The 23,933-nt window shown below is 31.5% G+C and carries 26 protein-coding genes; 25 read left to right on the top strand and 1 reads right to left on the bottom strand.

Annotated features, from left to right (window positions below; translation table 11 throughout):
- Positions 1 to 64 precede the first annotated feature (64 nt).
- From JJD95_RS06015 to JJD95_RS05920, 20 genes are all read left to right on the top strand, one after another.
- Entirely contained in the window at positions 65 to 556 is a 492-nt protein-coding gene (locus tag JJD95_RS06015) for a ferritin family protein (RefSeq protein ID WP_291641356.1), read from the top strand.
- Positions 557 to 912: 356 nt separating this feature from the next.
- Positions 913 to 1,068, top strand: a complete 156-nt coding sequence (locus JJD95_RS06010) for a hypothetical protein (protein ID WP_291641354.1) — start codon at positions 913 to 915, stop codon at positions 1,066 to 1,068.
- A gap of 229 nt (positions 1,069 to 1,297) precedes the next feature.
- On the top strand, positions 1,298 to 2,296 hold the full coding sequence (locus JJD95_RS06005; RefSeq protein ID WP_291641353.1) for an asparaginase: 999 nt from the start codon (positions 1,298 to 1,300) through the stop codon (positions 2,294 to 2,296).
- A 55-nt stretch (positions 2,297 to 2,351) separates the two neighbouring features.
- Positions 2,352 to 3,506 carry an aminotransferase class I/II-fold pyridoxal phosphate-dependent enzyme gene (locus JJD95_RS06000; protein ID WP_291641351.1) on the top strand — a complete coding sequence of 385 codons (1,155 nt, stop codon included), beginning with the start codon at positions 2,352 to 2,354 and terminating at the stop codon, positions 3,504 to 3,506.
- Positions 3,507 to 3,703: 197 nt separating this feature from the next.
- A complete protein-coding gene (locus JJD95_RS05995; protein ID WP_291641349.1) occupies positions 3,704 to 4,582 on the top strand; it encodes a YicC/YloC family endoribonuclease in 879 nt (292 codons plus the stop codon).
- A 14-nt stretch (positions 4,583 to 4,596) separates the two neighbouring features.
- Positions 4,597 to 4,875 carry an extracellular matrix/biofilm regulator RemA gene (gene remA / locus JJD95_RS05990; protein WP_291641347.1) on the top strand — a complete coding sequence of 93 codons (279 nt, stop codon included), beginning with the start codon at positions 4,597 to 4,599 and terminating at the stop codon, positions 4,873 to 4,875.
- Complete coding sequence (gmk, locus tag JJD95_RS05985; protein WP_291641345.1) at positions 4,868 to 5,479, top strand: guanylate kinase; 612 nt, start codon at positions 4,868 to 4,870, stop codon at positions 5,477 to 5,479. Before remA ends, gmk begins: the two co-directional genes overlap by 8 nt.
- Positions 5,472 to 5,690, top strand: coding sequence for a DNA-directed RNA polymerase subunit omega (gene rpoZ, locus JJD95_RS05980; protein WP_291641343.1), 219 nt, complete (start codon positions 5,472 to 5,474; stop codon positions 5,688 to 5,690). Before gmk ends, rpoZ begins: the two co-directional genes overlap by 8 nt.
- A 1-nt stretch (position 5,691) precedes the next feature.
- Complete coding sequence (gene coaBC, locus JJD95_RS05975; protein ID WP_291641341.1) at positions 5,692 to 6,882, top strand: bifunctional phosphopantothenoylcysteine decarboxylase/phosphopantothenate--cysteine ligase CoaBC; 1,191 nt, start codon at positions 5,692 to 5,694, stop codon at positions 6,880 to 6,882.
- Between the two features lie 49 nt (positions 6,883 to 6,931).
- A complete protein-coding gene (gene priA, locus JJD95_RS05970; RefSeq protein WP_291641339.1) occupies positions 6,932 to 9,133 on the top strand; it encodes a primosomal protein N' in 2,202 nt (733 codons plus the stop codon).
- A gap of 18 nt (positions 9,134 to 9,151) precedes the next feature.
- Complete coding sequence (gene def / locus JJD95_RS05965; RefSeq protein WP_291641337.1) at positions 9,152 to 9,604, top strand: peptide deformylase; 453 nt, start codon at positions 9,152 to 9,154, stop codon at positions 9,602 to 9,604.
- 1 nt (position 9,605) lies between these two features.
- On the top strand, positions 9,606 to 10,535 hold the full coding sequence (fmt, locus tag JJD95_RS05960) for a methionyl-tRNA formyltransferase (protein WP_291641335.1): 930 nt from the start codon (positions 9,606 to 9,608) through the stop codon (positions 10,533 to 10,535).
- A 42-nt stretch (positions 10,536 to 10,577) separates the two neighbouring features.
- Positions 10,578 to 11,909 carry a 16S rRNA (cytosine(967)-C(5))-methyltransferase RsmB gene (gene rsmB / locus JJD95_RS05955; RefSeq protein ID WP_291641333.1) on the top strand — a complete coding sequence of 444 codons (1,332 nt, stop codon included), beginning with the start codon at positions 10,578 to 10,580 and terminating at the stop codon, positions 11,907 to 11,909.
- A gap of 8 nt (positions 11,910 to 11,917) precedes the next feature.
- Positions 11,918 to 12,964: a 23S rRNA (adenine(2503)-C(2))-methyltransferase RlmN gene (gene rlmN / locus JJD95_RS05950; RefSeq protein WP_291641330.1), complete on the top strand. Its 1,047-nt coding sequence runs from the start codon at positions 11,918 to 11,920 to the stop codon at positions 12,962 to 12,964.
- A 2-nt stretch (positions 12,965 to 12,966) separates the two neighbouring features.
- Entirely contained in the window at positions 12,967 to 13,698 is a 732-nt protein-coding gene (locus tag JJD95_RS05945) for a Stp1/IreP family PP2C-type Ser/Thr phosphatase (RefSeq protein WP_291641328.1), read from the top strand.
- On the top strand, positions 13,688 to 15,604 hold the full coding sequence (pknB, locus tag JJD95_RS05940) for a Stk1 family PASTA domain-containing Ser/Thr kinase (RefSeq protein ID WP_291641326.1): 1,917 nt from the start codon (positions 13,688 to 13,690) through the stop codon (positions 15,602 to 15,604). Before JJD95_RS05945 ends, pknB begins: the two co-directional genes overlap by 11 nt.
- Before the next feature lie 67 nt (positions 15,605 to 15,671).
- Positions 15,672 to 16,541: a ribosome small subunit-dependent GTPase A gene (gene rsgA, locus JJD95_RS05935; protein ID WP_291641324.1), complete on the top strand. Its 870-nt coding sequence runs from the start codon at positions 15,672 to 15,674 to the stop codon at positions 16,539 to 16,541.
- Positions 16,538 to 17,188 carry a ribulose-phosphate 3-epimerase gene (gene rpe / locus JJD95_RS05930; protein ID WP_291641322.1) on the top strand — a complete coding sequence of 217 codons (651 nt, stop codon included), beginning with the start codon at positions 16,538 to 16,540 and terminating at the stop codon, positions 17,186 to 17,188. Before rsgA ends, rpe begins: the two co-directional genes overlap by 4 nt.
- Position 17,189: 1 nt before the next feature.
- Complete coding sequence (locus tag JJD95_RS05925) at positions 17,190 to 17,825, top strand: thiamine diphosphokinase (protein ID WP_291641319.1); 636 nt, start codon at positions 17,190 to 17,192, stop codon at positions 17,823 to 17,825.
- A 134-nt stretch (positions 17,826 to 17,959) separates the two neighbouring features.
- Positions 17,960 to 18,130 carry a hypothetical protein gene (locus JJD95_RS05920; protein WP_291641317.1) on the top strand — a complete coding sequence of 57 codons (171 nt, stop codon included), beginning with the start codon at positions 17,960 to 17,962 and terminating at the stop codon, positions 18,128 to 18,130.
- A 156-nt stretch (positions 18,131 to 18,286) separates the two neighbouring features.
- Here the strand turns inward: JJD95_RS05920 and rpmB are convergent, their stop codons facing one another.
- Positions 18,287 to 18,478 (bottom strand): 50S ribosomal protein L28, encoded by a 192-nt coding sequence (gene rpmB / locus JJD95_RS05915; RefSeq protein ID WP_291641315.1) that lies wholly within the window; start codon positions 18,476 to 18,478, stop codon positions 18,287 to 18,289.
- A 191-nt stretch (positions 18,479 to 18,669) separates the two neighbouring features.
- On the opposite strand from rpmB, the gene JJD95_RS05910 reads away from it, so the two are divergent.
- From JJD95_RS05910 to coaD, 5 genes are all read left to right on the top strand, one after another.
- Positions 18,670 to 19,020 (top strand): Asp23/Gls24 family envelope stress response protein, encoded by a 351-nt coding sequence (locus tag JJD95_RS05910; protein WP_291641313.1) that lies wholly within the window; start codon positions 18,670 to 18,672, stop codon positions 19,018 to 19,020.
- A gap of 13 nt (positions 19,021 to 19,033) precedes the next feature.
- Complete coding sequence (locus JJD95_RS05905) at positions 19,034 to 20,677, top strand: DAK2 domain-containing protein (RefSeq protein ID WP_291641312.1); 1,644 nt, start codon at positions 19,034 to 19,036, stop codon at positions 20,675 to 20,677.
- Positions 20,678 to 20,734: 57 nt separating this feature from the next.
- A complete protein-coding gene (gene recG, locus JJD95_RS05900; protein WP_291641310.1) occupies positions 20,735 to 22,771 on the top strand; it encodes an ATP-dependent DNA helicase RecG in 2,037 nt (678 codons plus the stop codon).
- A 78-nt stretch (positions 22,772 to 22,849) separates the two neighbouring features.
- The gene (gene rsmD / locus JJD95_RS05895; protein WP_291641308.1) at positions 22,850 to 23,416 is read left to right on the top strand and encodes a 16S rRNA (guanine(966)-N(2))-methyltransferase RsmD; all 567 of its coding nucleotides are present in this window, start codon (positions 22,850 to 22,852) and stop codon (positions 23,414 to 23,416) included.
- A 30-nt stretch (positions 23,417 to 23,446) separates the two neighbouring features.
- On the top strand, positions 23,447 to 23,929 hold the full coding sequence (coaD, locus tag JJD95_RS05890; RefSeq protein ID WP_291641306.1) for a pantetheine-phosphate adenylyltransferase: 483 nt from the start codon (positions 23,447 to 23,449) through the stop codon (positions 23,927 to 23,929).
- The last annotated feature ends 4 nt before the right edge of the window (positions 23,930 to 23,933 follow it).

The following is a 23,933-nucleotide window of genomic DNA, read 5'->3' as shown; positions in this document are numbered from 1 at the left end:
TAATCAAGAACAAATACAAATCATATTTAAAATTTTCAGGTTAATATTAAAGGAGGAGATAGTGTTGAATAATGAAGAGTTAATGGTGATAAAACAAGCGATTATAAACGAGATAGAAGGTTACGAATTTTATAACATGGCAAGTAGTAAATCTAGTTCAAAAGAGGTGGAAAATGCTTTTTTAGAATTGGCAAATGAAGAAATGCAACATGTGATTTGGTTAAAAGATTTGTTTAGTAAGGTTAAAGATAATAATGTTTCCGATTTCCAATTGGCATTAATACCAGAACCTACTTCTCCAGCAATTTTCAAATGGGAAAATATAGATAGAGTAGATGCGGGTATTGCTGTATCTGCGTTTGGAATTGGAATACAGATGGAAAAAGCCTCAGTTGAATATTATGAAAAAGCTGCTAAGGAGACAAAGATTAAAGAGGCAAAGGAACTATATAACATTTTAACTAATTGGGAAAAAGTTCACTTGGATAAATTTTCTTCTCAGTATGAAGAGTTAAAAGAGGAATGGTGGTCAGAACAAGGATATTCACCATTCTAATTGAATATTATTGCAAATAGCTATAAAACCACCTCTCTAGTTATAGAGAGGTGGTTTTTTATGGGGGGGATCGGAACCATCAATAAAAATTAAAAATTGTGATGTATTTAGTCCATTTAATATGATAAAAACTACTATAATATATATTATGAGAATTTTAAAAAAAGGTTACAAAAATTTTTAGTGTTTAAAGTATGAAATTTAAGTGAAGACTTTAGGTATAATAAATATTTTATATGAGAAAATAATAAAGAAGTTTCACATGTAACTTAAAAATAGAACATAATTTAATTCGAAGAGGAGAATGATATTATGGAAAAAAATCACAGTATTTAATAAATGAAAGTGATAAGATAATGAAGTTTGAACGTGATATTGATATGATCACTGGGCAAGAGATAGGGAAAATTGAACTTAAGGCCTTAGATGGACATTTTGAGTATATAACTTTAGATGATAATGATGCAGATGAAATAGAAAAGGATTTATTTAAATATTTAAAAAATAAATAGGTGGGTAGCTTAAAAGAAAGATAATGGTAATAATGTAAATAAGATATATTTATTGGATAAGTATATCTTATTTTCTTATTAGGGGCGAAATTTCATATAAGGGATGTAATTGTGATAAATATATTGTAAAATAGTATTTGTTATTATATGAAAAATTATATTTATTAATATTTTGCTATGAAAATAAAAAAAAATTTCATGCTAAACTAGTAATTAGGAGGGATTTGGAATGAAAAAAGTTGCAGTTATTTTTAATGGCGGTACAATCACAATGACGGTAGATCCAAGAATAAAGGCTGCAGTTCCAACGCTCAGTGGAGAAGAAATAATGGCTATGGTTACTGGAATCGAAAATTATGCAGATATAGAATCATATACTTTTTCGAATTTACCGGGACCTCATGTAACACCAGTGCTCATGATGGAACTATCTAAATACATACAAAGCTTCTTATGTAGAGAGGATATATGCGGAGTTGTAGTGACTCATGGTACGGATTCACTTGAAGAAACAGCATATCTATTGCACCTAACTATAGATAGTCCTAAACCTGTAATTGTTACAGGCTCAATGAGAAATAGTTCGGAACTGGGTTATGATGGTCCAGCAAATTTATCTGCTTCCATTTGTACTGCTATTTCTGAGGAAGCTCGAAATAGGGGAGTATTAGTTTGTTTAAATGATGAACTTAATTGTGCAGGTGAGGTTACTAAGTCTCATTCTATGCATCTAAATACTTTTCAAAGTCCAGAGTTTGGCCCAATAGGTATTATTGATAATAATGAAGCAATATTCTATAGAGATAGTTTGAAAAAAGAACATATAATGACAGATAATATAGAAACAAGAGTAGATTTAATAAAAGCCTGTGCTGGAATGGATTCAAAATTAATTGATTTTTGTGTTTTAGAGGGTGCAAGAGGTCTTGTTATTGAGGCTATGGGAAGAGGGAATATACCGCCTAAGATGGCAGATGGAGTAAGAAAAGCTATAATAAAGTGGGTAGCTGTAGTTATCGTATCTAGATGCTTTAAAGGAAGAGTATTAGACTCTTATGGATATCCAGGTGGTGGGAAAGAACTTAGAAATGCAGGCGTCATTTTTGGAGATGGACTACCAGGGCAAAAGGCTAGAATTAAACTTATGCTTGCACTTGCAAAAACAACTGATATGAATGAAATACAACATATATTTGAAAGTGGAAGTTACAAAAGCAAAATAATGTAACAAAGTTAGTATCACCGGAATAACATAATACGAAAATCGTATAAAGGGTGATATTATGAAAATAAATAATAGATTATCAAATGTGGATGAATATCATTTTAAAAAAATTGACGACATAAAAAATGAAGCTATTTTAAGCGGTAAAAAAATTATTGATTTGAGTATAGGGGATCCAGATTTAGGAGTGCATTCGAATATTACAGATGCTTTAATAAAAGGGTTAAATGAAAATAGATATAATAATTATCCTCCTTATGATGGGTTAATTGACCTTAAAAAAGCAGTTATAAGATATTATAGCAAGGTTTATTCTGTGTGTTTAAATTTGGATGAAGTAATAATTCTTATTGGGTCAAAAGAAGGCATAAGCAATATAATTCCAGCTGTATGTGATTTTTCTGATTTTGTAATAGTACCAGAGCCTGCATATCCTGTTTATAGTATTTGTTCAAAACTATGGGGTTGTGTGCCTTATACTGTACCTTTAAAAGAAAAAGATGGATATATGCTAAATGTTTTAGATATTCCTACTGAAATTGTTGAAAAGAGTAAGCTTATTTTTATTAATTATCCCAATAACCCAACAGGTGCTGTAGCTACTAGTGAGTTCTATAAGCGCATTATAAAGTTTTCCTATGATAATAATATTGTTTTATGCAATGATTCAGCATATAATGAAATAATTAAGATAAATAAAAAACCTATTAGTCTTATGCAGTTTGACGAAAAAAGGCAATGTGTGGAGTTTGGAACATTATCTAAAACTTACAATATGACAGGGTATAGAATAGGATATGCTGTTGGTAATGCTAAAGTAATAAATGCACTTCTAAAGATTAAAAGTAATTGTGATTCTGGTCAATTTAATCCGGTGCAAAAAGCTGCTATTGCTGCGCTTGATTTAGAACGTGCACATATTCAAAATATAAGAAAAATATATGATGAAAGAAGAGACGTTGCTAAAAGTATTCTATTACAAAAAAATATTAGCTTTTTTGATACAGAAGCTACTTTTTATTTGTGGTGCAAGACACCTAAAAATTATTCGACCATTGAATTTTGCGAAGAGCTTTTAACGAGTAGTGGTATTGTGGTTACACCTGGAAATGTTTTTGGAAAACTTGGGTGTGATTATTTTCGTATAGCACTTACAAAAGATGTACTTATTATTGAAGAAGCCTTAAAATCTCTAAAAAAATGTGACGAATAATATTATTATTGGTATAATATAATCTAGATAGGAAATATTTTATTATAAGTGCATAATTTTTTTGTAATGTTTATAATTACAATTAGATATTATTTTGTAGATGAAAATCAATAAGAGGGTAAAAACTTATAATTATAGTTCTGAATTTATATAATATGTTAAGGTAGTCACAAGGAACATTGGAAGGATGCGTTATTATGATTAAGAGTATGACCGGGTTCGGGAGCGGAACCTGTGAAAAAGATGGTAAAAGCTTTACCATAGAGATTAAAAGTGTTAATCATAGATATTTTGAAACTAATATTAGAATGCCTAGGGTGTTAATAGCTTTTGAGGATAAAATTAGAAAAACAATTAATGAAAAGGTAAAAAGAGGAAAGCTTGATGTATTTGTAACTCAAGGTAATTATGACAATGAAGAAGCTTACGCCTCTTTGGATGAAAAATTAGCTGAAAGTTATATTAAATGTTTTAAAATTTTAAAAGATAAGTTTGAGTTATCTGGCGATATATCAGTTTCGCAAATAGGTAGATTACCGGAGGTAGTAACTCTTAAACAGAAAAAAGAAGATGTTTCAGAAACCTTTGATGTTATGGAGAAATCTTTAACGCAGGCGCTTAAATCTCTTCTTTTCATGAGAGAAAGTGAAGGCGAAAAATTACTAGAGGACCTTTCGCGTAAATGTGATTTAATAAATGTGTTAGTTCAAAAGGTTAAAGAAAGATCGCCCTTGGTTTTTTTAGAGTATAAAGAAAAACTAAACCAAAGGCTTCATGATATTCATAAGGAAATAGTTTTTGACGAGAATAGAGTTGCTATGGAAGTTGCAATTTTTGCTGATAAAGCTGGAATTGATGAGGAGATTGTAAGATTAAATAGTCATATACAGCAAATGAAGGAAACCCTAATTTTAGACGAACCAATTGGTAGAAAACTTGATTTTATAATTCAAGAAATGAATAGAGAAACTAACACTATAGCATCAAAAGCAAATGATTTAGAAATTTTAAATACAGTAATTAATATGAAAAGTGAAATAGAAAAAATTAGAGAACAAATACAGAATGTAGAGTAAACAGGAGGCGAATCATGAGTATAAAATTGATAAACATAGGATTTGGAAACATTGTTTCAGCAAATAGATTGGTAGCAATAGTAAGCCCTGAATCAGCTCCAATCAAAAGAATAATTCAAGAAGCAAGAGATAGAGGCATGTTAATTGATGCTACTTATGGAAGAAGAACTAGGGCGGTCATTATCACTGATAGTGATCATGTTATTTTATCAGCTGTTCAACCTGAAACAGTTGCTCACAGGTTATCAGTTAAAGACGAGGAACATATTGACGAGGCTTTGAATAATGAATAGTAGAGGACAGCTAATTGTTATTTCGGGACCTTCCGGTGCTGGTAAAGGGACTGTATGCAAAGCCATTCTTGAAAAAAACGATTTTTGGATTTCGGTGTCTGTAACTACAAGAAGTCCAAGAAATTCTGAAATAGAAGGAATAAATTATTATTTCTTAACTAAAGAAAAATTCCAGGAAAAAATTGCAACAGAAGATTTTCTCGAATACGCAGAAGTTTATGGAAACTATTATGGCACACCGAAGTCTGAGGTTTTAAAAGTGTTAGATAGTGGTAGGGATGTAATACTTGAAATAGATATCCAGGGAGCACTTATGGTAAAGACAGCTTATCCCAAGGGTTTATTCATTTTTATTCTTCCACCATCTATGGAAGAATTAAGAAATAGAATTACAAATAGAGGTAGTGAAACGCCAGAGTCGTTAATAACTAGATTTACATCGGCTCATGAGGAAATAAGGTTTGTAACAAGATATGATTATGCAGTGATAAATGATACTGTAGATAAGGCTTGTGAAAAAATTCAAAGTATTATAATAGCAGAAAGATGTAGGGCTGATAGACTAAATGCAGATTTTTTAAAGGAGGAAGTAAATAATGAATAATTCAATGATTAATCCATCAATAGTAAATTTACTAGAAAAAGTCGATAATAGGTATTCCTTGGTTGTAGCAACATCAAAAAGAGCAAGACAAATAATAGAAGGTCAAAGCCCACTTGTACATGTGGATTCAGCTAAGCCTGTTACAATAGCTATACATGAAATTTTCGAAGGTGCTATTGTTGCAATCACAACAAAAGAAGGCATAAAATAGTATGATAAGTAAAAAGACAGTAGTTATTGGTGTTTCGGGAGGAATAGCAGTATATAAAGCATTAGATGTTATTAGTAGACTTAAAAAAGAAAATGTTGAGGTACATGTTATCATGACTAAGTCTGCTATGGAATTTGTAAATCCTTTAAGTTTTCAAACAATGAGTCAAAATATGGTGATTCATGATATGTTTTACGAGCCTAAAGCATGGGAGATACAACATATATCTCTTGCTAAAAAAGCTGATTTGTTTGTTGTAGTCCCAGCAACTGCTAATATAATTGGCAAGGTTGCAAATGGAATTGCTGACGATATGCTTACTACTACTATTATGGCAACAAATGCACCAGTGATTTTTGCTCCAGCCATGAATGTTAATATGTACAATAATAAAGTAGTACAGGGTAATATCCAAAAGCTTGTGGATTATGGGTATGATTTTATTGCGCCTACCTCAGGAAGACTTGCTTGTGGCGACATAGGCGAAGGTAAATTAGCACAAACTGAGGATATTTTTGAAATTATTATGAGTGAATTGTATCCTTTAAAAGATATGAGTGGCACTAAAGTTTTAGTTACAGCGGGTCCTACAATTGCACCTATCGATCCTGTAAGATTCATAACAAATAGATCTTCAGGAAAAATGGGCTATGCAATTGCGAGGGAAGCCAGAGATAGAGGTGCAATTGTAACTTTAATATCTGGTCCTTGTAATGAAAAAATACCCTTTGGCATAAAAGTCATAAAAATTAATACTAATGATGAGATGAGGACTGCAGTTTTAGATAATTATGAAGATAGTGATATAGTTATTAAATCCGCGGCTGTAGCTGACTATAAGCCTAAAATATACAGCTATAATAAAATAAAGAAAAGTGGAAATGAATTGTGTTTAGAGTTTGTTCGTGATAATGATATTTTAAGTGAATTAGGAGTACATAAAAAGAGGCAAATATTAGTAGGGTTTGCAGCAGAAAGTAATGACTTACTACAAAATGCAAAAGCAAAGCTTATAAAGAAAAATTTAAATTACATAGTTGCAAATGATATAACTCAGAAAGACAGTGGTTTTGGAACTGATGATAACAAAGTGTTTATTCTAAGCAAAGACGATAGTCCAATAGCTTTAGATAAAATGTCAAAAAAACAAGTTGCTAGGGAATTGTTTAATTTAATAAATAGAAAGCGCTAATGCGCTTTTTATTTATTATTGAAAATTATAAAACCAAAAGGGTGATTTTATGTATCAGTACGCTGGGGTTGTAGTAAATAATGATTCGGTTCAAGTAGATAAGGTTTTTACATATAAAATACCTATTAGTTTAATGGGCAAAGTCGATTTAGGATTTAGAGTTAAAGTACCTTTTGGTAAAGGAAACAAGACATTGGATGCTTTTGTTCTAGAACTATTTGAGGATTGTGCCAATGTGAAAAATATTAAGGAGATATGGAGTATTTGTGATGATATGCCACTGCTTAAAACAACTGATATTGAACTTATAAAGATTATGAAAGAAAAATATCTTTGTACATATTTAGAGTGTATAAAAGTTATTATTCCAAGAGGTATAACTAAAGGTATCAAGAAGAAGACAGCCCAGGTATTAACCGTTTGCAAAAAATTAGAAGGTAAATTTTTAAACGAACCATATAAGAGTATTTATGAACTAATAGAGCTGGGTGATGCGAAATACAATAAGAATGAATTTAGTAAAAGTTTTAACAAGTCATTGTCATCAATAAATACAATGATTAAATACGGTTTTTTAGCCACTGAAGAGATTATAATTAATAGGTATAATCAGCAAAACTATACAGTGTATGAAGAAAGAAAACTAAATGATGAGCAGCACAAGGCTGTGGATCTCATAATGAATTCTGAAGGGAAAAAATTCTTGATACATGGAGTTACAGGTAGTGGGAAGACCGAAATATATATGAACTTAGTCAGCCATATGTTAAAAGAGGATAAGCAATCTATAATACTTATACCTGAAATATCTCTAACTCCCCAAATGGTTGAACGGTTCAAAGGTAGATTTGGACGTGATATAGCAGTTTTTAATAGTAGACTATCAGATGGTGAACGCTTTGATGAGTGGATGAGAGTAAAGTTTGGAAATGTTAAAATTGCCATTGGGGCAAGGTCTGCCATATTTCTGCCTTTTGAGAATTTGGGATTAATTGTTATAGATGAGGAGCATGAAGCAAGTTATAAATCTGACAGTAATCCTAAATATGATACTCGTGAAATAGCCTATATGAAATGTGAACTAGAAGATTGCAAATTACTACTAGGTTCTGCCACACCATCTATTGAAAGTTATTATAAAACTACCAAAAATGAATTACAACTTATTACTATTAATGACAGGGCGGATGGTGCGGCCATGCCCAAAGTAGAAATTGTTGACATGAGAGTAGAACTAATGAATAATAATCGTTCAATATTTAGCAAGTCCTTACATGAAGGCATTATTGAGGCTCTTAAAAAAGATGAACAGGTAATTCTATTTTTGAATAGAAGAGGTTTTTCAACCTTCGTATCTTGCAGAAAATGTGGTTATGTTTTCAAGTGTAAGAAATGCGATATTTCCTTAACCTATCATAATTCAAGTGAATACTTAACTTGCCATTACTGTGGAGAAAAAGAAAGAATTAGTAAAACATGTCCTGCTTGTGGTAGTACTTATGTAAAATATTTTGGAGTAGGAACAGAAAAAATTGAACAAGAAATCAACAGAATTTTTCCAAGTGCAAGAACTCTAAGGATGGATTTTGATACAACTCGGAAAAAGAATTCTTATGAATATATATATAATACATTTAAAAATAAACAGGCAGATATTTTGATAGGAACTCAAATGGTAGCTAAAGGATTAGATTTTAAAAATGTTACTTTAGTAGGAGTTATAGCAGCAGATTTATCATTGAATTTACCTGATTTTAGGGCGTTTGAAAGGACATTTCAATTACTTACTCAAGTCTCAGGAAGATCAGGTAGAGGTGAAAAAGAAGGTAAGGTAGTTATTCAAACATATAATACAGATAATTTAACTATACAATATGCAGCAAATAATGATTATGATAATTTCTATAAAAATGAAATAATGCTTAGAGAAGCTATGGATTATCCACCTTTTACAAGTATTCTAGTGATAAGTATGAGTTCTGAAGATGAAAAATTGTTAATAAAAAATATACAAAATGTTGGCGAAAATTTAACATATAAGATGGGACAAAATGATAAAATTACATTACTTGGACCATGTCCCTCAGGAATTTCGAAAATTAAGAATTTCTACAGATGGCAAATCATCGTTAAGGGAAATATTAAAGGGGAAGTAGCGCGCGACATAAAGAATATAGTTTATGAATCAGTAAAAAAAGTTTATACAAGCATTAGGGTTAGTATAGATATTAACCCTAGCAATATGATGTAAAACTAAGGAGGTTTTTGTATGGCTATAAGAACGATTAGAATCTATGGAGACGACATCTTAAGGAAAAAAAGTAAAATCGTAGACGAAATTAGTCCTAGGATTTTACTATTAATTAAAGATATGAAAGAAACTATGTATAATTCAAAGGGGGTAGGTCTTGCTGCACCACAAGTTGGTATTCTAAAAAGAATAGCAGTTATAGATGTTGGGGATGGACCTATAGTAATTATTAATCCTGAAATATCAGAAATGATTGGTTCACAGATAGATAGTGAAGGTTGTTTAAGCATACCTGGAAAACAGGAAAATGTCGAAAGACCTTTAAACGTAACAGTTAAGGCATTAAATGAAGAAGGAAAAGAAATTGTAATTCGCGGAGAAGGTCTTCTTGCAAGAGCACTTTGCCATGAAATTGATCATTTAGATGGTATTTTATTTATAGATAAAGCACTTGAAGGCGAGGGAGAATAATATGAAAATAATTTTTATGGGTACACCAGAATTTTCTGTGCCATCACTTCAGTCGCTTATAAATGAATTTGAAGTTTCTGAAGTTTTCACTCAGCCCGATAGACCAAAAGGGAGGGGCAAAAATTTATCCATGTCTCCGGTTAAACAGTTAGCTATTTCTTATAATATACCAGTGTATCAACCTCTAAAGCTTAGAAATAATGAGGAAATGATAGAAATAATTAAAAATTCAAAACCAGATTTCATTGTAGTAGTAGCATTTGGTCAGATTTTGCCAAAGGAAATATTAGATATTCCTAAATATGGATGCATAAATTTACATGCTTCACTATTACCAAAATATAGAGGCGCAGCTCCTATAAATTGGTGTATAATTGACGGCGAGTGTAAAAGCGGAAATACAACCATGTTTATGGATGTTGGTCTTGATACTGGTGACATACTTTTAAAAGAGGAAATTGAACTTAATGATAGTATTACGGCAGGTGAACTTACTGATATTCTTAAAAGTAGTGGTGGTGAGCTCTTAATTAAAACTATAAATGGTATAGTTAATAGTGAGATAGAGCAAATTAAACAGGAAAATGAGCACAGCTGCTATGCATCTATGCTAAACAAGAAAATGGCTCAGATAAACTGGAATTCAAGTAATGTAGACATTCATAATCTTATAAGAGGATTAAATCCTAGGCCTGTTGCTTATACTCTTTACGAAGATGTAGTGATGAAAATATATAAATCAAGAGTAATAAACGAAGAATCAAATGAAAAAATTGGAAGCGTTATAGAGGTTTCAAAAGAGGGACTAAAAGTAGCAACCGGAAGTGGTGTTCTACTTATTGAAGAGATACAGTTTCCAGGTAAAAAGCCGTTAAAGGTAAAGGATTATATTATTGGAAATAAGATAAAGGTCGGTGTGGTCTTAAAATAAGTAGAGATAGATAAAAATCAAATAGAAAATTGAGGTAATAGTATGAATAATAGTAGACTTGTGGCAATTGTAATTATAGAAAAGGTATTGAATGAAAATGCTTACTCTAATATAGTTTTAGGAATGGAACTTAATAAATCTGACTTAAGTGATAAGGACAAAGCACTAGTTACAGAAATAGTTTATGGTACGATAAAATATAAATATACTATAGATAAAATATTGTGTAACTATGTTAAAAAGGGTATAGATAAATTAGATAGCTTTGTTTTAAATATACTGCGAATATCTATTTATCAAATTAGATTTCTAGATAAAGTACCTAGCTTTGCAGCGGTTAACGAGGCTGTAAACTTAACCAAAAAAAAGAGCAATATAGGAGCATCAAAACTTGTTAATGCGGTGCTTAGAAGTTATCTAAGAGAAACAAGTGCAAAGTACTATAATACTGAAGATGACATTGAAAGATTATGCTTTGAGTATTCCTTCACTAAGGCTTTAGTTAAGCTTTTTATAAAGCAATATGGGTTTAATAGTGCTGAAGAAATTCTTAAAGGACTCAATTGTAAACCTGATGTTACAGTTAGGGTTAATACTCTAAAGTTAACTTTTGAAGAAATATGGGAAAAACTTATAGAAAATGGGTATAATATAGAGAAAGGGAATGTAGCCCCTGAAGCAATACGAATTATCAAAGGAAAAAACATAGAGAACAATCTTTTATTTAATGAAGGATACATAACTGTTCAGGATGAAAGTGCAATGCTCACAGCACCTTCTATGGATTTAAAGCCAGATCAAAAGGTTTTAGACCTATGTAGTGCACCAGGGGGAAAGACCACACATATTGCAGAGATTATGAGAAATACAGGTCAGGTTTATGCATATGATATACATCAAAACAAACTGTCATTAATCCAGGAGAATTTAAAAAGAATAGGGATTACAAATACAACTTGTGATGTTATTGATGCTACGGTATGTACTGAAAATTTATTTGAATGTGCAGATAGAGTACTTATTGATGTGCCTTGTTCTGGGCTTGGAATTATTAGGAAAAAACCTGAGATAAAGTGGAGCAAACACATAAATAATATAAAAAGTATAATAGAGACGCAAAGAAAAATTATGGATAACGCTTCAAAATACCTAAAAAAAGGTGGAGTGATGGTTTATTCAACTTGTACCCTTAATAAAGAAGAAAATGAAGACAATATAGAATGGTTTATAGAAACACATCCCGAATTTAAGGTCGAACCAGTATTTTTTGGAGAATTGGATAATATAAGATATAATGATAGCGGTTATATTACAATATTACCAAACCAGTACATGGATGGATTTTTTATAGCCAAAATTATAAAGTCTCGGTAGGTGTATAAATGATAAATATTATAGATTTGAATTTAGTAGAACTAAAAGAGTGGATGAAAAATAATGGGGAGAGTCAATTTAGGGCTAAGCAAGTGACAGAATGGATTTACAAGGGTGTTTTGAAGTTTGAAGATATGAGTAATATTTCAGAGAGTACAAAAGAAAAGCTTAAAAGTAATTTTTGTATAAGAATACCTGAGCTGATTTCCGAATATAAATCAAAACAAAACGATACAATAAAATATCTATTTGCATTGGAGGATGGTAATTTAATTGAATGCGTTGTTATGAAATATAAACATGGAAATTCTATATGTATATCCACTCAAGTTGGATGCAGGATGGGATGCAAATTTTGTGCATCTACAATTGGAGGACTTATTAGAAATTTAACACCCGGAGAAATGTTGTCCCAAATAATGAAAGCACAGGAGCTAATCTCTGAGAGAATTTCCAATGTGGTATTAATGGGCAGTGGGGAACCTTTTGATAATTTTGACAATGTTATGAAATTTCTTGAAATTGTAAATTCAGAAAATGGATTAAATATAGGTCAAAGGCATATAACTATTTCTACCTGTGGAATTGTTCCCAAAATTATAGAGTTTGCAAATATTAACCTGCAAACAACACTGGCTATTTCACTTCACGCAGCTACGGATGAAGTTAGAATGAAAAGTATGCCAATTGCAAACAAGTATTCTGTTGCAGAAATTATTGAGGCGTGTAAGTACTATATAGTGAAGACCAATAGAAGAATAACTTTTGAATATGCACTTGTGAAGAATATAAATGATAGCACGGATGATGCAGAAAAGTTAAGCCAGCTATTAAAGGGAATGTTATGTCATGTTAATTTAATTCCAATCAATGAAATAAAAGAAAATGAATTAAAAAGATCATCAAATGAAAATGTTGCTGAGGTTAAGAGGGTACTTGAAGCTAATAATATTCAAACAACAATAAGGAGAGAAATGGGCCTAGATATTAATGCGGCGTGTGGACAACTTAGAATAAGCCACATTAAAGGCGAAAACTTAAATGAGGGGGTATAACAATGCTGGGGATTTTATCTGATGTCGGAAATGTTAGAAAAACAAATGAAGACTCAGTGGGTTATTTTGAAGGTGATGATATTGGTATTTATGCTGTAGCAGATGGCATGGGTGGACACAATGCAGGAGAGGTAGCAAGTGAACTTGCTATAAATATTATAATAGAATATATAAAAGATAATCACAGTACTTTAGATATGAAAAAAGTGATTTCTGAAGCGATAAAATCTGCCAATGATAAAATTTATGATATGGCAAGTAGAGATGATTCCCTTAAGGGGATGGGTACAACTATAACAATGTGCTTAATAAAACAAAGCAAAATGGTTGTTGCAAATGTAGGAGACAGTAGTTGTTACATTGTTGACAATAAAAGAAAATTAGTAAAAATAACAAGAGATCATTCACTGGTACAACAGCTTTTAGATAATGGTAGTATAACTGAAGAAAAAGCTAGAAATCACCCTAATAAAAATATTATTACAAGAGCGCTTGGGACAAATGAATCAGTGGAAGTAGATTTATTTGATGTCGATTTGACGAGTGTAATTAAATGTATTTTATGCACGGATGGCCTTAGTAACGAAGTGACCTATTCTGAAATGTTTAATATTATTACAGAAAATGATAATGATTCCAGCTGCAAACTATTAGTAGATTTAAGCAAATCAAGAGGTGGAAGAGATAACATATCAGTTATCGTATTTGAAGGAGGGTGCACAGATGATAGGTAGAATATTAGGGAGTAGATATGAGCTACTTGAAAAAATCGGAGAGGGTGGAATGGCAATAGTTTATAAAGCTAAATGCCGTTTACTCAACCGTTTTGTTGCTGTAAAAATACTGAAAGAAGAATTTTCGAATAATATAGAATTCATGGAAAAGTTCAAAAGAGAAGCAGCATCTGTAGCTAGTCTTTCATCAAATAATATAGTTAATATTTATGATGTTGGCCAGGAAGGTGATGTTAACTATATTGTAATGGAGTATATTAAAGGTAAAACCTTAAAACAAATTATACTTCAAAATGGTAGCATGGATAGTAATCTTGTAATAGACTATGGTATGCAAATTGCAAAAGCACTTGAGTGTGCTCATAAGAATAACATTATACATAGGGATATTAAACCTCATAATATTTTAATAACTGAAGATGGAACAGTTAAAGTTACAGACTTCGGTATAGCAAAAGCTGCTAGTTCTGTAACTATGACTAATACTAGCACAGTAATGGGTTCAGCTCATTACTTTTCACCAGAACAAGCAAAAGGGAGTTTTGTCGATTTTAGAACAGATATATATTCTTTTGGAATAGTACTTTATGAGATGACTACAGGGAGAGTGCCTTACGACGCAGAAAGCCCCGTATCAGTTGCACTAAAACATATACAGGAACCAGTTGTTCCACCTAAAAATATAAATGATAGGATTCCCTTAAATTTAAATAAATTAATAGTAAAAGCTATAGAAAAGGAACCTATAAAAAGATATCAAACTGCTAAAGATATGTATTTAGATTTACAGAGGATACAAAGTAATAGTGAATATACTATAGCAACAAATAACAATGAAAATGAGTACACTAGAATTATGGCACCTGTAAACGTAGCTGACTATGCAAACGAAGAAGATTTAAAAGATGCAAATCCAAATATTAACAAGAAAAGTAAAACAAAGATAATGATATCTCTTGCAATAATTTTACTTCTTGTTCTAGGTACTCTTTTCGGTATAATATGGAAAACTATGCTTTCCGGAAACAAAAATGAGGAAATAGTTGCAGGCCAAATACTAGTGCCTGAAATTATCGGATTAGATCAAGATGAGGCAAAAGTATTAGTTGAGGGGGAAGATTTACTCTTTACAGTAAGTGAAGAAGTAAATAGCGAAAAACCTGAGGGCATAGTGGTAGAATGTTTTCCTGAGGAGGGAGCAGAAGCAGTTACTGGAGAAGTAAGAGTTAAAATAAGTAAAGGACCTGAGACTGTTAAAGTCCCTTATGTTAAAGGGTTTGATCAAATTTTGGCTAAAACCATGATTGAGCAAAGGGGGCTGGTACTAAACAATGTTGAACAGGAATTTAGTGATTCTGCAGCTAGTGGTATTGTAATAAGCCAAGATCCGGTTGAAGACACTTTAGTATCAAAAGGTGATAAAGTAAATTTAGTAATAAGTAAGGGGAAAGATTTTAAACCTACAGAGGTTCCAAGTTTATTTGGAAGATCTGTAAGTGAAGCAGAAAGTTTATTATTAAGTAATAATTTAATATTGGGAAATAAAAAAGAAGTAGAAACTGAAGATAAAGAACTGGAAGGCAAAATATTAGATCAAAGTATTCCAGCAACTACGAAAGTTGAGGAAGGTAGTACTGTAGGCGTTAGTTATTATGTTTATAAAGAACCAGTAAAAGAAACATATGTTGTCCCAGACTTTGTAGGAAAAACTGTTAAACAGGCAAGAGATAAAGCAACAGAAGAAGACATAACCATTAAAGTTAATGGTGCAGATGAGGACATAATTGATTCTCAGGATAAAGCAGCGGGTACTAAGGCTGATGTCGGAGATGCTATAACTTTAACATCTAAGGCGGTTGTACCTACAGTACCTACAGTACCTACAGTACCTACAGATAAACCTTAAAACAATTAATAATTGTAGAAAATATATTTGAAGAATATTAAAAAAATAAGTAAAAGATGGAGGATATATGCAAGGAGTAATCACAAAAGGTATAGGTGGACTTTATTTTGTAAGAGTTGAAGACAAAGTCATAGAATGCAAGGCAAGAGGAAAGTTTAGGTATACCGGGCTTTCCCCAGTTATTGGTGACAAAGTGGAAATAATATTAGAGACGGATACTAGTAAAGGTGTAATTGAAAAAATTTTCCCGAGAGAAACAGAAATGATACGCCCGGTTGTTGCTAATGTCACTCAAGCCTTTGTAGTTTTTGCCTTTAAACAACCTGATCTTAATATGGATTTGTTAAATAAATTTTTAGTGCTTTGTGAACACTATAACTTAAAAATAGTTCTTTGTTTGAATAAGCTGGATTTAGTTCAAAAAGTTGATGGAGAACTTATAGAAGAACTTAAAAGCGTAGGATGTGATATAGTATTTTTAAAAGCATTAGAGGGTGAAGGACTTCAGGAGCTTAAGATAAGAATAGCAAATAATATTTCTGTTTTTTGTGGACCGTCTGGAGTTGGTAAGTCAACTATATTAAACAGTTTACTTGGAAGAGAAGCTATGGAAACTGGAGATATAAGTAAAAAATCGCAAAAGGGTAAACACACAACTCGGCATAGTGAACTTATTGAGTATGAAGAAGGGTTTTTGCTAGATACCCCAGGATTCTCATCTTTAAGTTTAGATTTTATAGATAAAGAACAGTTACAATATTGTTTTCCAGAATTTGAAAAACATAGATGTGAATGTAGATTTTCTAATTGTATGCATTATAAAGAGCCTAACTGTAAGGTGAAGGAAGCAGTAGAAAATAACGAAATTTATACTAATAGATACAAATTCTATGTGAAAACATTAGAAGAAATTATTGCTAGGGGGAATAACAAATGATAAAAATAGCACCGTCTATACTTTCAGCGGATTTTTCAAGACTAGGAGAACATATTAGAGTGCTAGAGGCATCCGGTGCTGATATGGTTCATATTGATGTAATGGATGGAATGTTCGTACCTAATATTTCTTTTGGAGTGCCTATTATTAAGAGTATTAGAAAACTAACAAAATTGCCATTTGATGTACATCTTATGATAGAAGAGCCCTCAAGGTATGTAGAAGATTTTGCAGCTGCAGGAGCTGACATCATAACCGTTCATTATGAAGCTGATAGGCATATTGATAGAACTATTAATTTCATAAAAAGTTTTGGAATTAAAGCAGGAGTTGCATTAAACCCTGCTACCCCTGTAGACACAATTAAACATTTAATAAGCAATGTTGACATGGTACTTATTATGTCAGTAAACCCTGGATTTGGTGGTCAAAAGTATATTAAGTACTGCTCAGGTAAAATCAAGGAAGTTAAAGAACTTTCGGAAAAATTCAATAAAGATCTTATGATTCAAGTAGATGGAGGCATTGATGGCACTAATATTTCAGAAGTTATAAATAGTGGTGCTAATGTAATTGTAGCTGGATCAGCGGTATTTAAAAATGATGAAATCGAGAAAAATATAAAAACTTTGAAAGCAGGAATTTAGCATGAAGGTCATAATAGTATCAGGCGGTATACCTCCTTCTAGAGAGCTTCTCATAAAAGAAATTACAGAGGGTACATTTATAATTGCAGCAGATAGTGGTGCTAATTGCTTATATGACTATAAGATTCTTCCTAATTTGCTGCTAGGAGATTTTGATTCTATCAGTAAAAAGGTATTAAAGTATTTTGAAAAAAGTCAATGTATCATAGATATTTATCCTACAGAAAAAGATTTTACTGATACAGAAATTGCGGTTAAAAAAGCTATAAACATGAAACCAAGTGAAATAGTATTACTAGGATGTACTGGAAGTAGAGTTGATCATCTGCTTGGAAACATAGGAATGCTTAAAAAGTGTTTGAAAAATAGTGTTAGTGCCCATATTGTGGACGAAAACAATGATATTAGGTTATCTAATGCCACAACTATATTAAATGGCACTGTGGGCCAAATTTTCTCAGTACAAGCTTATGGCGATGAAGTAATTGGATTAACTATTGATGGTGCAAAATATCCACTAAATAATTATAATTTAAAAATTGGTGAGAGTATAACTATTTCAAATGAGTTTGTATCATCGAATGTTAAGCTTAATTTTAAATCTGGAACACTGATGATAATATTATCATGTGATTAATATATATTTAGTTCCATATAAGAAAGGTATACATTATGCCATATGAAGGTGTAATATATACTTTTCTTTTTTTGTATCATTAGCAATGGTAAATCATATAATAATATTGGAATACTTTGGGAGGGGAGCAACTTATGAGAAGGCATTATAAGCGTTTAGGAAATCAGCTTGGAGTAATTGTTACCTGTGTAGGCATAGGGGTTATATCAGTAGTACTAGTTCCATTTTGGTTGTGGCTAATTGCTGCGGGAGGGGGAATTGTTTACTGTGGGTTTACTATAATGAATCACAACAATCATTGTTAGTGATATGCATTTCATGTTTGGGAGGTAATAGAAATGAAGATTATGGCTATTAAATTGCCTAGATTTATGTCTCGAATAATTAATTTTTTTTTGAGAAGGTAACATAAAAAAGTAAAATAAAAAATGCAGCTTTACAGCTGCATTTTTAATTCACAATTATATTGCACGTTGTACTTTACCAGAACGAAGACATCTAGTACAAACATGAATAGATTTAGGTGTTCCGCTAACTATAGCTTTAACTTTTTGGATATTTGGAGCCCATTTTCTTTTTGATTCTCTGTGTGAGTGACTATACTGGCTACCTGAAATAACACCTTTATTACATATATCGCATTTTCTTGACATGAAAACACCTCCTTAACCTACGAAGATAAATCTTCTCGATTGAAACACAATTATTGTATCATAAATTAGACTACTCTTGCAAGTAAAATACAAATAAAATAGTATTAAAAACAATTATAAAAACAATTTTCTTGAATAAATTACTATTATAATATAAAATAATCTATATAGTGGTATAAGGAGGAGTTACAATGAAAGGTAACATTATGAAAGACAATGGAACTATATATTATTCAGAGGAGGCTTTAGCTAACATAGTTGGCATTTCTACTATGGAATGTTATGGAGTTGTTGGCATGGCATTAAAAGACGCTAAGGATGGATTTTGGCAATTAATTAAAAGTGATGGTTTAAATAGAGGTGTTAAAATTCATTCTAAGGAAAATCAACTATTTATTGAATTATATATAATAGTTGAGTATGGCACAAAGATATCTGTAATAGCAAACAATATAATTCAAAAAACAAAATATAATGTTGAAAATTATACAGGACTGAATGTTGCAGCAATAACAGTGAACGTCCAAGGTGTAAGGGTCTAAGGAGGTATAGATAGTGGAATGCTTAAAAATTAACGGACAAAATTTCCGTAATATGCTAATAAATGCATCAAATAGGTTAGAAGCAGAAAAAGAATATGTAAATACACTAAATGTATTTCCAGTTCCAGATGGAGATACAGGTACTAATATGTCGATGACATTTAAAGCTGCGGTATGTGAGATTGAAGATATGACAACGGAGTCTATTTCTGAGGTATCACAAAAACTAGCTAGAGGTGCTCTTATGGGTGCAAGAGGTAATTCTGGTGTAATACTATCACAAATATTTAGAGGTATTAGTAAAGGACTCGAGGGCCTTTACGAAGCTACGGCTGAAGAGTTTGCCAAGAGTATATTAGAAGGTGCTACTTATGCATATAAGGCTGTTATGAGGCCAACAGAAGGAACTATTTTAACTATTATTAAAGCAGCTGGTCATAGCGCAGTTAATAATAATACAACTAACGTAGTTACGCTTATGCAAGATATATGCAAGGACAGTAAAATTATGCTGGATAAAACTCCAGATATGCTTCCAGCATTAAAACAAGCAAAAGTAGTTGATGCAGGAGGTATGGGACTTCTAATACTATTTAAAGGTATGTATGAAGCCTTGAATGCTAATATGCAGGCTACAATAAATAAATTGCAAACACCAAGTGATGAACCTAAAATAACATCACCTGGAGCACTAGGTATGCCTGTACACATAGAATTTGGGTATTGCACTGAACTTTTAGTTATAGCTGAAGATGTTGATACAAATGAACTTAAGAGTTATTTAGAAAAGTTTGGAGACTCAATGGTTGTAGTTGCACAGGACGAATTTCTTAAAATACATATACACACAAATGATCCAGGACTAGTGCTTTCAAAAGCAGTAACACTGGGAGAACTTTCTAAAGTTAAGATTGAAAATATGAGAGAGCAACATAGAAATATACTAGGCCTTGAGTATGAAGAAGTTGTGGAAACTGCAGTAGAACATGCTTCTGAAAATAAAAAATATGGATTTATATCTGTTGCACTTGGAGAAGGTATTAAAAACATTTTTGAAGATTTAGGTGTGGATGTTGTAATACAAGGTGGCCAAACTATGAATCCAAGTATACAAGACATACTAGATGGCATAAATAAAATTAATGCAGAAAATATATTTGTGTTACCCAATAATAAGAACATACTTATGGCAGCATTACAAGCGGCTGACCTGTCAGATAAAAATGTGGTAGTTATTCCTTCTAAAACTATACCTCAAGGAGTAACGGCTGTAACAATGTTTAATGCAGAAGTTAGTGTTGAAGAAAATGAAAATACATTAAAAGAAGCGATTAAAAATGTTGCAACAGCTTCTGTAACATTTGCAGTTAAAGATACTGAGTCAGATGGTAAGATAATAAAAGAAGGAAATATTTTGGGATTAGTAGAGAATAGCATTAAAGAGGTTGGAACAGATATTTATAAAATCTGTGAATTAGTTATAGACAGTATGATAACCGAGGATAGCGAGCTTGTTACGATTTTCTATGGCGAAGATTGTAATTCAAGTGAAGTTGAGGAGTTTATTTCTGCACTAGAGCTTAAATATCCAGATATAGATATTCAACATTATAATGGAAAACAACCATTATATTATTTTATTGCTTCAGTTGAATAAAAGCCTTAGGGCTTTTTTTCTTATATAATTTAAAATTTTATTTTTGGAGTGGTATTTGTGGAAATTTATAGCAACATAATATATATAAAAGGTGTTGGCCCTAAAATGGCTGAAATTTTAAATAAATGTGGAATTTTTAATGTGATAGATCTGTTATTATATTTTCCGCGAGATTATGAACAGGTATCTGTGGGGAAAAGCATTCTAGAATGCGCAGCAAGTGAAAAAATAATTGTAGAGTGTACTGTTTTAGATATATTAAGAGACCTTAGATTAAAAAATAATAAAACGCTTTCTACAATAGTATTTTCTCAAGGGGGAAACAAATTCAAAGGTAAATGGTTTAATCAAACATATGCAAAAAATAGTTTTAAGATATCAAATAAATACATAATAACAGGTAAAGTAGATAAATTTAGGAACGAAATTACAATTATGAATCCTAAAATAGTAAAAAACACATCAATGGATACAAATAAAATTATCGCTGTGTATCCACTTAAAAATAATGTTACTAATAGTTTTTTTAATAAAATTATATCAGATGTGCTTTGTAACGTTGAAATAGCAGAAAATTTACCGCAGTGGCTCCTTAAAAAATATGATTTTTGTTCTCTGGATGAGGCAACTCGAAATATACATAGCCCTAAAAATTTACAACTTCTTAATGAATCCAAAAGGCGGCTTAAATTTCAAGAGCTATTTAACTATTCATTAAAAATATTGATGTTAAAAGAGTTTATAAAATATCATAATGAGGGTATTGCATTCAAAATAGCTCCAGAACTTATTATCTTAAAGAAATTGCTTCCGTTTGAGCTAACTAGTGCACAAAGCAAAGTTGTAAGGGAAATACTGATAGATCAAAAGAAAGACAGAGGCATGAATAGGCTACTTCAAGGGGATGTTGGAAGTGGCAAAACTATAGTTGCTATAATTACTATGTTCAACGTGGTGAAAAATGGATATCAAGCTGCGCTTATGGCACCAACTGAAATCTTAGCAAAGCAACATTACGAAGAAATTAAAAAGGTGCTAAAAGATTTTCCGCTTGAAATACAACTATTAAGTGGAAGTACATCGCCCAAAAACAAAGAACTAATTAAGGAGCAGTTAAGAAGCGGAACTATTGACATAATTATTGGAACACACGCACTTATTGAAGATAATGTAGAATTTAAGAACTTAGGAATGATTGTTACTGATGAACAGCATCGTTTTGGAGTATCGCAAAGAAATAGATTTTCTAATAAAGGTAAAAATATAGATATACTTGTAATGACAGCTACGCCTATTCCAAGGACCCTATCACTATATTTATATGGTGATTTAGATGTATCTATAATAGACGAATTACCACCAGGAAGACAGAAAATTGATACGTCTTATGAAAGTATGGAATCTAGCAGTCATGTGTATGAGTTTGCACTAAGTGAAATTAATAAAGGAAGGCAAGTTTATATTGTTTGTCCACTAGTAGAAGAAAATGAAGAAATGAAATTAAGCTCTGTCCAAGTGCTTTATGAAGAATTGAAAGAAAAATATTTTAGCTCTATAGAAATAGGAATGATATATGGTAAAATGAATGGTAAACACAAAATAGAAATTATGGATAAATTCAAAAACGGTGAAATTAAGGCGTTAATTTCAACTACTGTAATTGAAGTGGGGGTAAACGTACCTAATGCCACAATTATGATAATTGAAAACTCAGAAAGATTTGGGCTTGCACAACTTCATCAACTTAGAGGAAGAGTAGGAAGAGGCGAACATAAGTCTTATTGTATATTACTGGCTAAGATTACAAGTGGCATAGTGAAAAGAAGGCTAGATATACTTATAAAAAGTAATGATGGTTTTTTTATCGCAGAAGAAGATTTAAAAACTAGGGGTGGAGGAGAATTATTTGGATTTAAGCAACACGGTGAATCAGGTTTAATTTTAGCTGATGTAATTGAAGATATTAATATTCTGAAACTTGCAAATAGTGAGGCAAAAAAATTAATAGAAAGTAATATCATCGAAGACCAAAAGATAAAGAATGAAATAATAGAAAAAATAGAACAAAATGCCAACTACATTTGTTTTAATTAAGAAAAAGAATATCTTTGTATAAATTATATATATATGATAAAATATTATCGAAACTGGCTTGAATGGAGGGAAAAACATATGAGAATCATCGCAGGAAGTGCAAGAGGAAGAAGGCTATTATCCCCAATTGGTATGGGAACTCGGCCCACATTAGATAGAATAAAAGAATCAATGTTTAGTATAATACAAAATAAAACAAGAGGTTCCGTTGTGGTTGATATGTTTTCGGGCACTGGTAGCTTGGGTCTTGAGGCAATAAGTAGAGGAGCGGCCATGTGCTATTTAATTGATATGGGTGATACTACATTTGAAATGTTACAAAAAAATGTAGATAATTTAAAGTTCAATGATAAATGTAAGTGTTTAAAAGGTGATACATATAAATATATGCAACAGTTTGCAGATGAGAAAGTTGTATTTGATTTAATTTTTATAGACCCACCATATGCAAAAGACATGATTCCACCCGCTATTGAAATTATTGCGACAAATGGACTTTTAAGTAAAGATGGACTTATTGTTTGCAAAATAGATTCATCAGAAGAAATATACCAAGGTGATTCTATTATTAACCTTTCTGATTTGAGAAAATATGGTAATACTACAGTACTTATTTACGAATATAAGGAAACTAATAATTATTAATTTTCCTAGTGGAAAAAGTGGAGGTATAACATGAAAAAAGCAATTTGCCCTGGAAGTTTTGATCCAATAACCAACGGACATTTAGATATTATTGAGAGGGCGTCTATAGTTTTCGATGAATTAATTGTAGGAGTACTAGTTAATCCTGAGAAAGAAAATCTCTTTTCTGCTGATGAGAGAGTACAGCAAATAAAAAAACTAGTGAAAGAATTGCCAAATGTAAAAGTTAAAAAGTTTAGTGGCTTACTTGTCAATCTAATGAATAAAGAAGGTGCGGGGGTTATTGTTAAGGGCCTTAGAGCTGTTTCGGATTTTGAATATGAGTATCAAATGGCATCAATGAATAATAAATTGGATCCAAGTAAAGAAACTGTGTTTATGATGACAAAAGCAGAATATTCATATCTAAGTTCTTCATCAGTTAAACAGGTTGCAATGTTTGGTGGTTGTATTAAAGGATTAGTACCAGATGAAATTATTCCAGATATTATTAGGAAAATGAATTCTAAATAGGGGG

Source organism: Clostridium sp., assembly GCF_016650035.1.
Taxonomy (GTDB): Bacteria; Bacillota; Clostridia; order Clostridiales; family Clostridiaceae; genus Clostridium_AD.
Note: the sequence above shows the minus strand (reverse complement) of the source record. Positions and strands in the feature narration are given on the sequence as shown.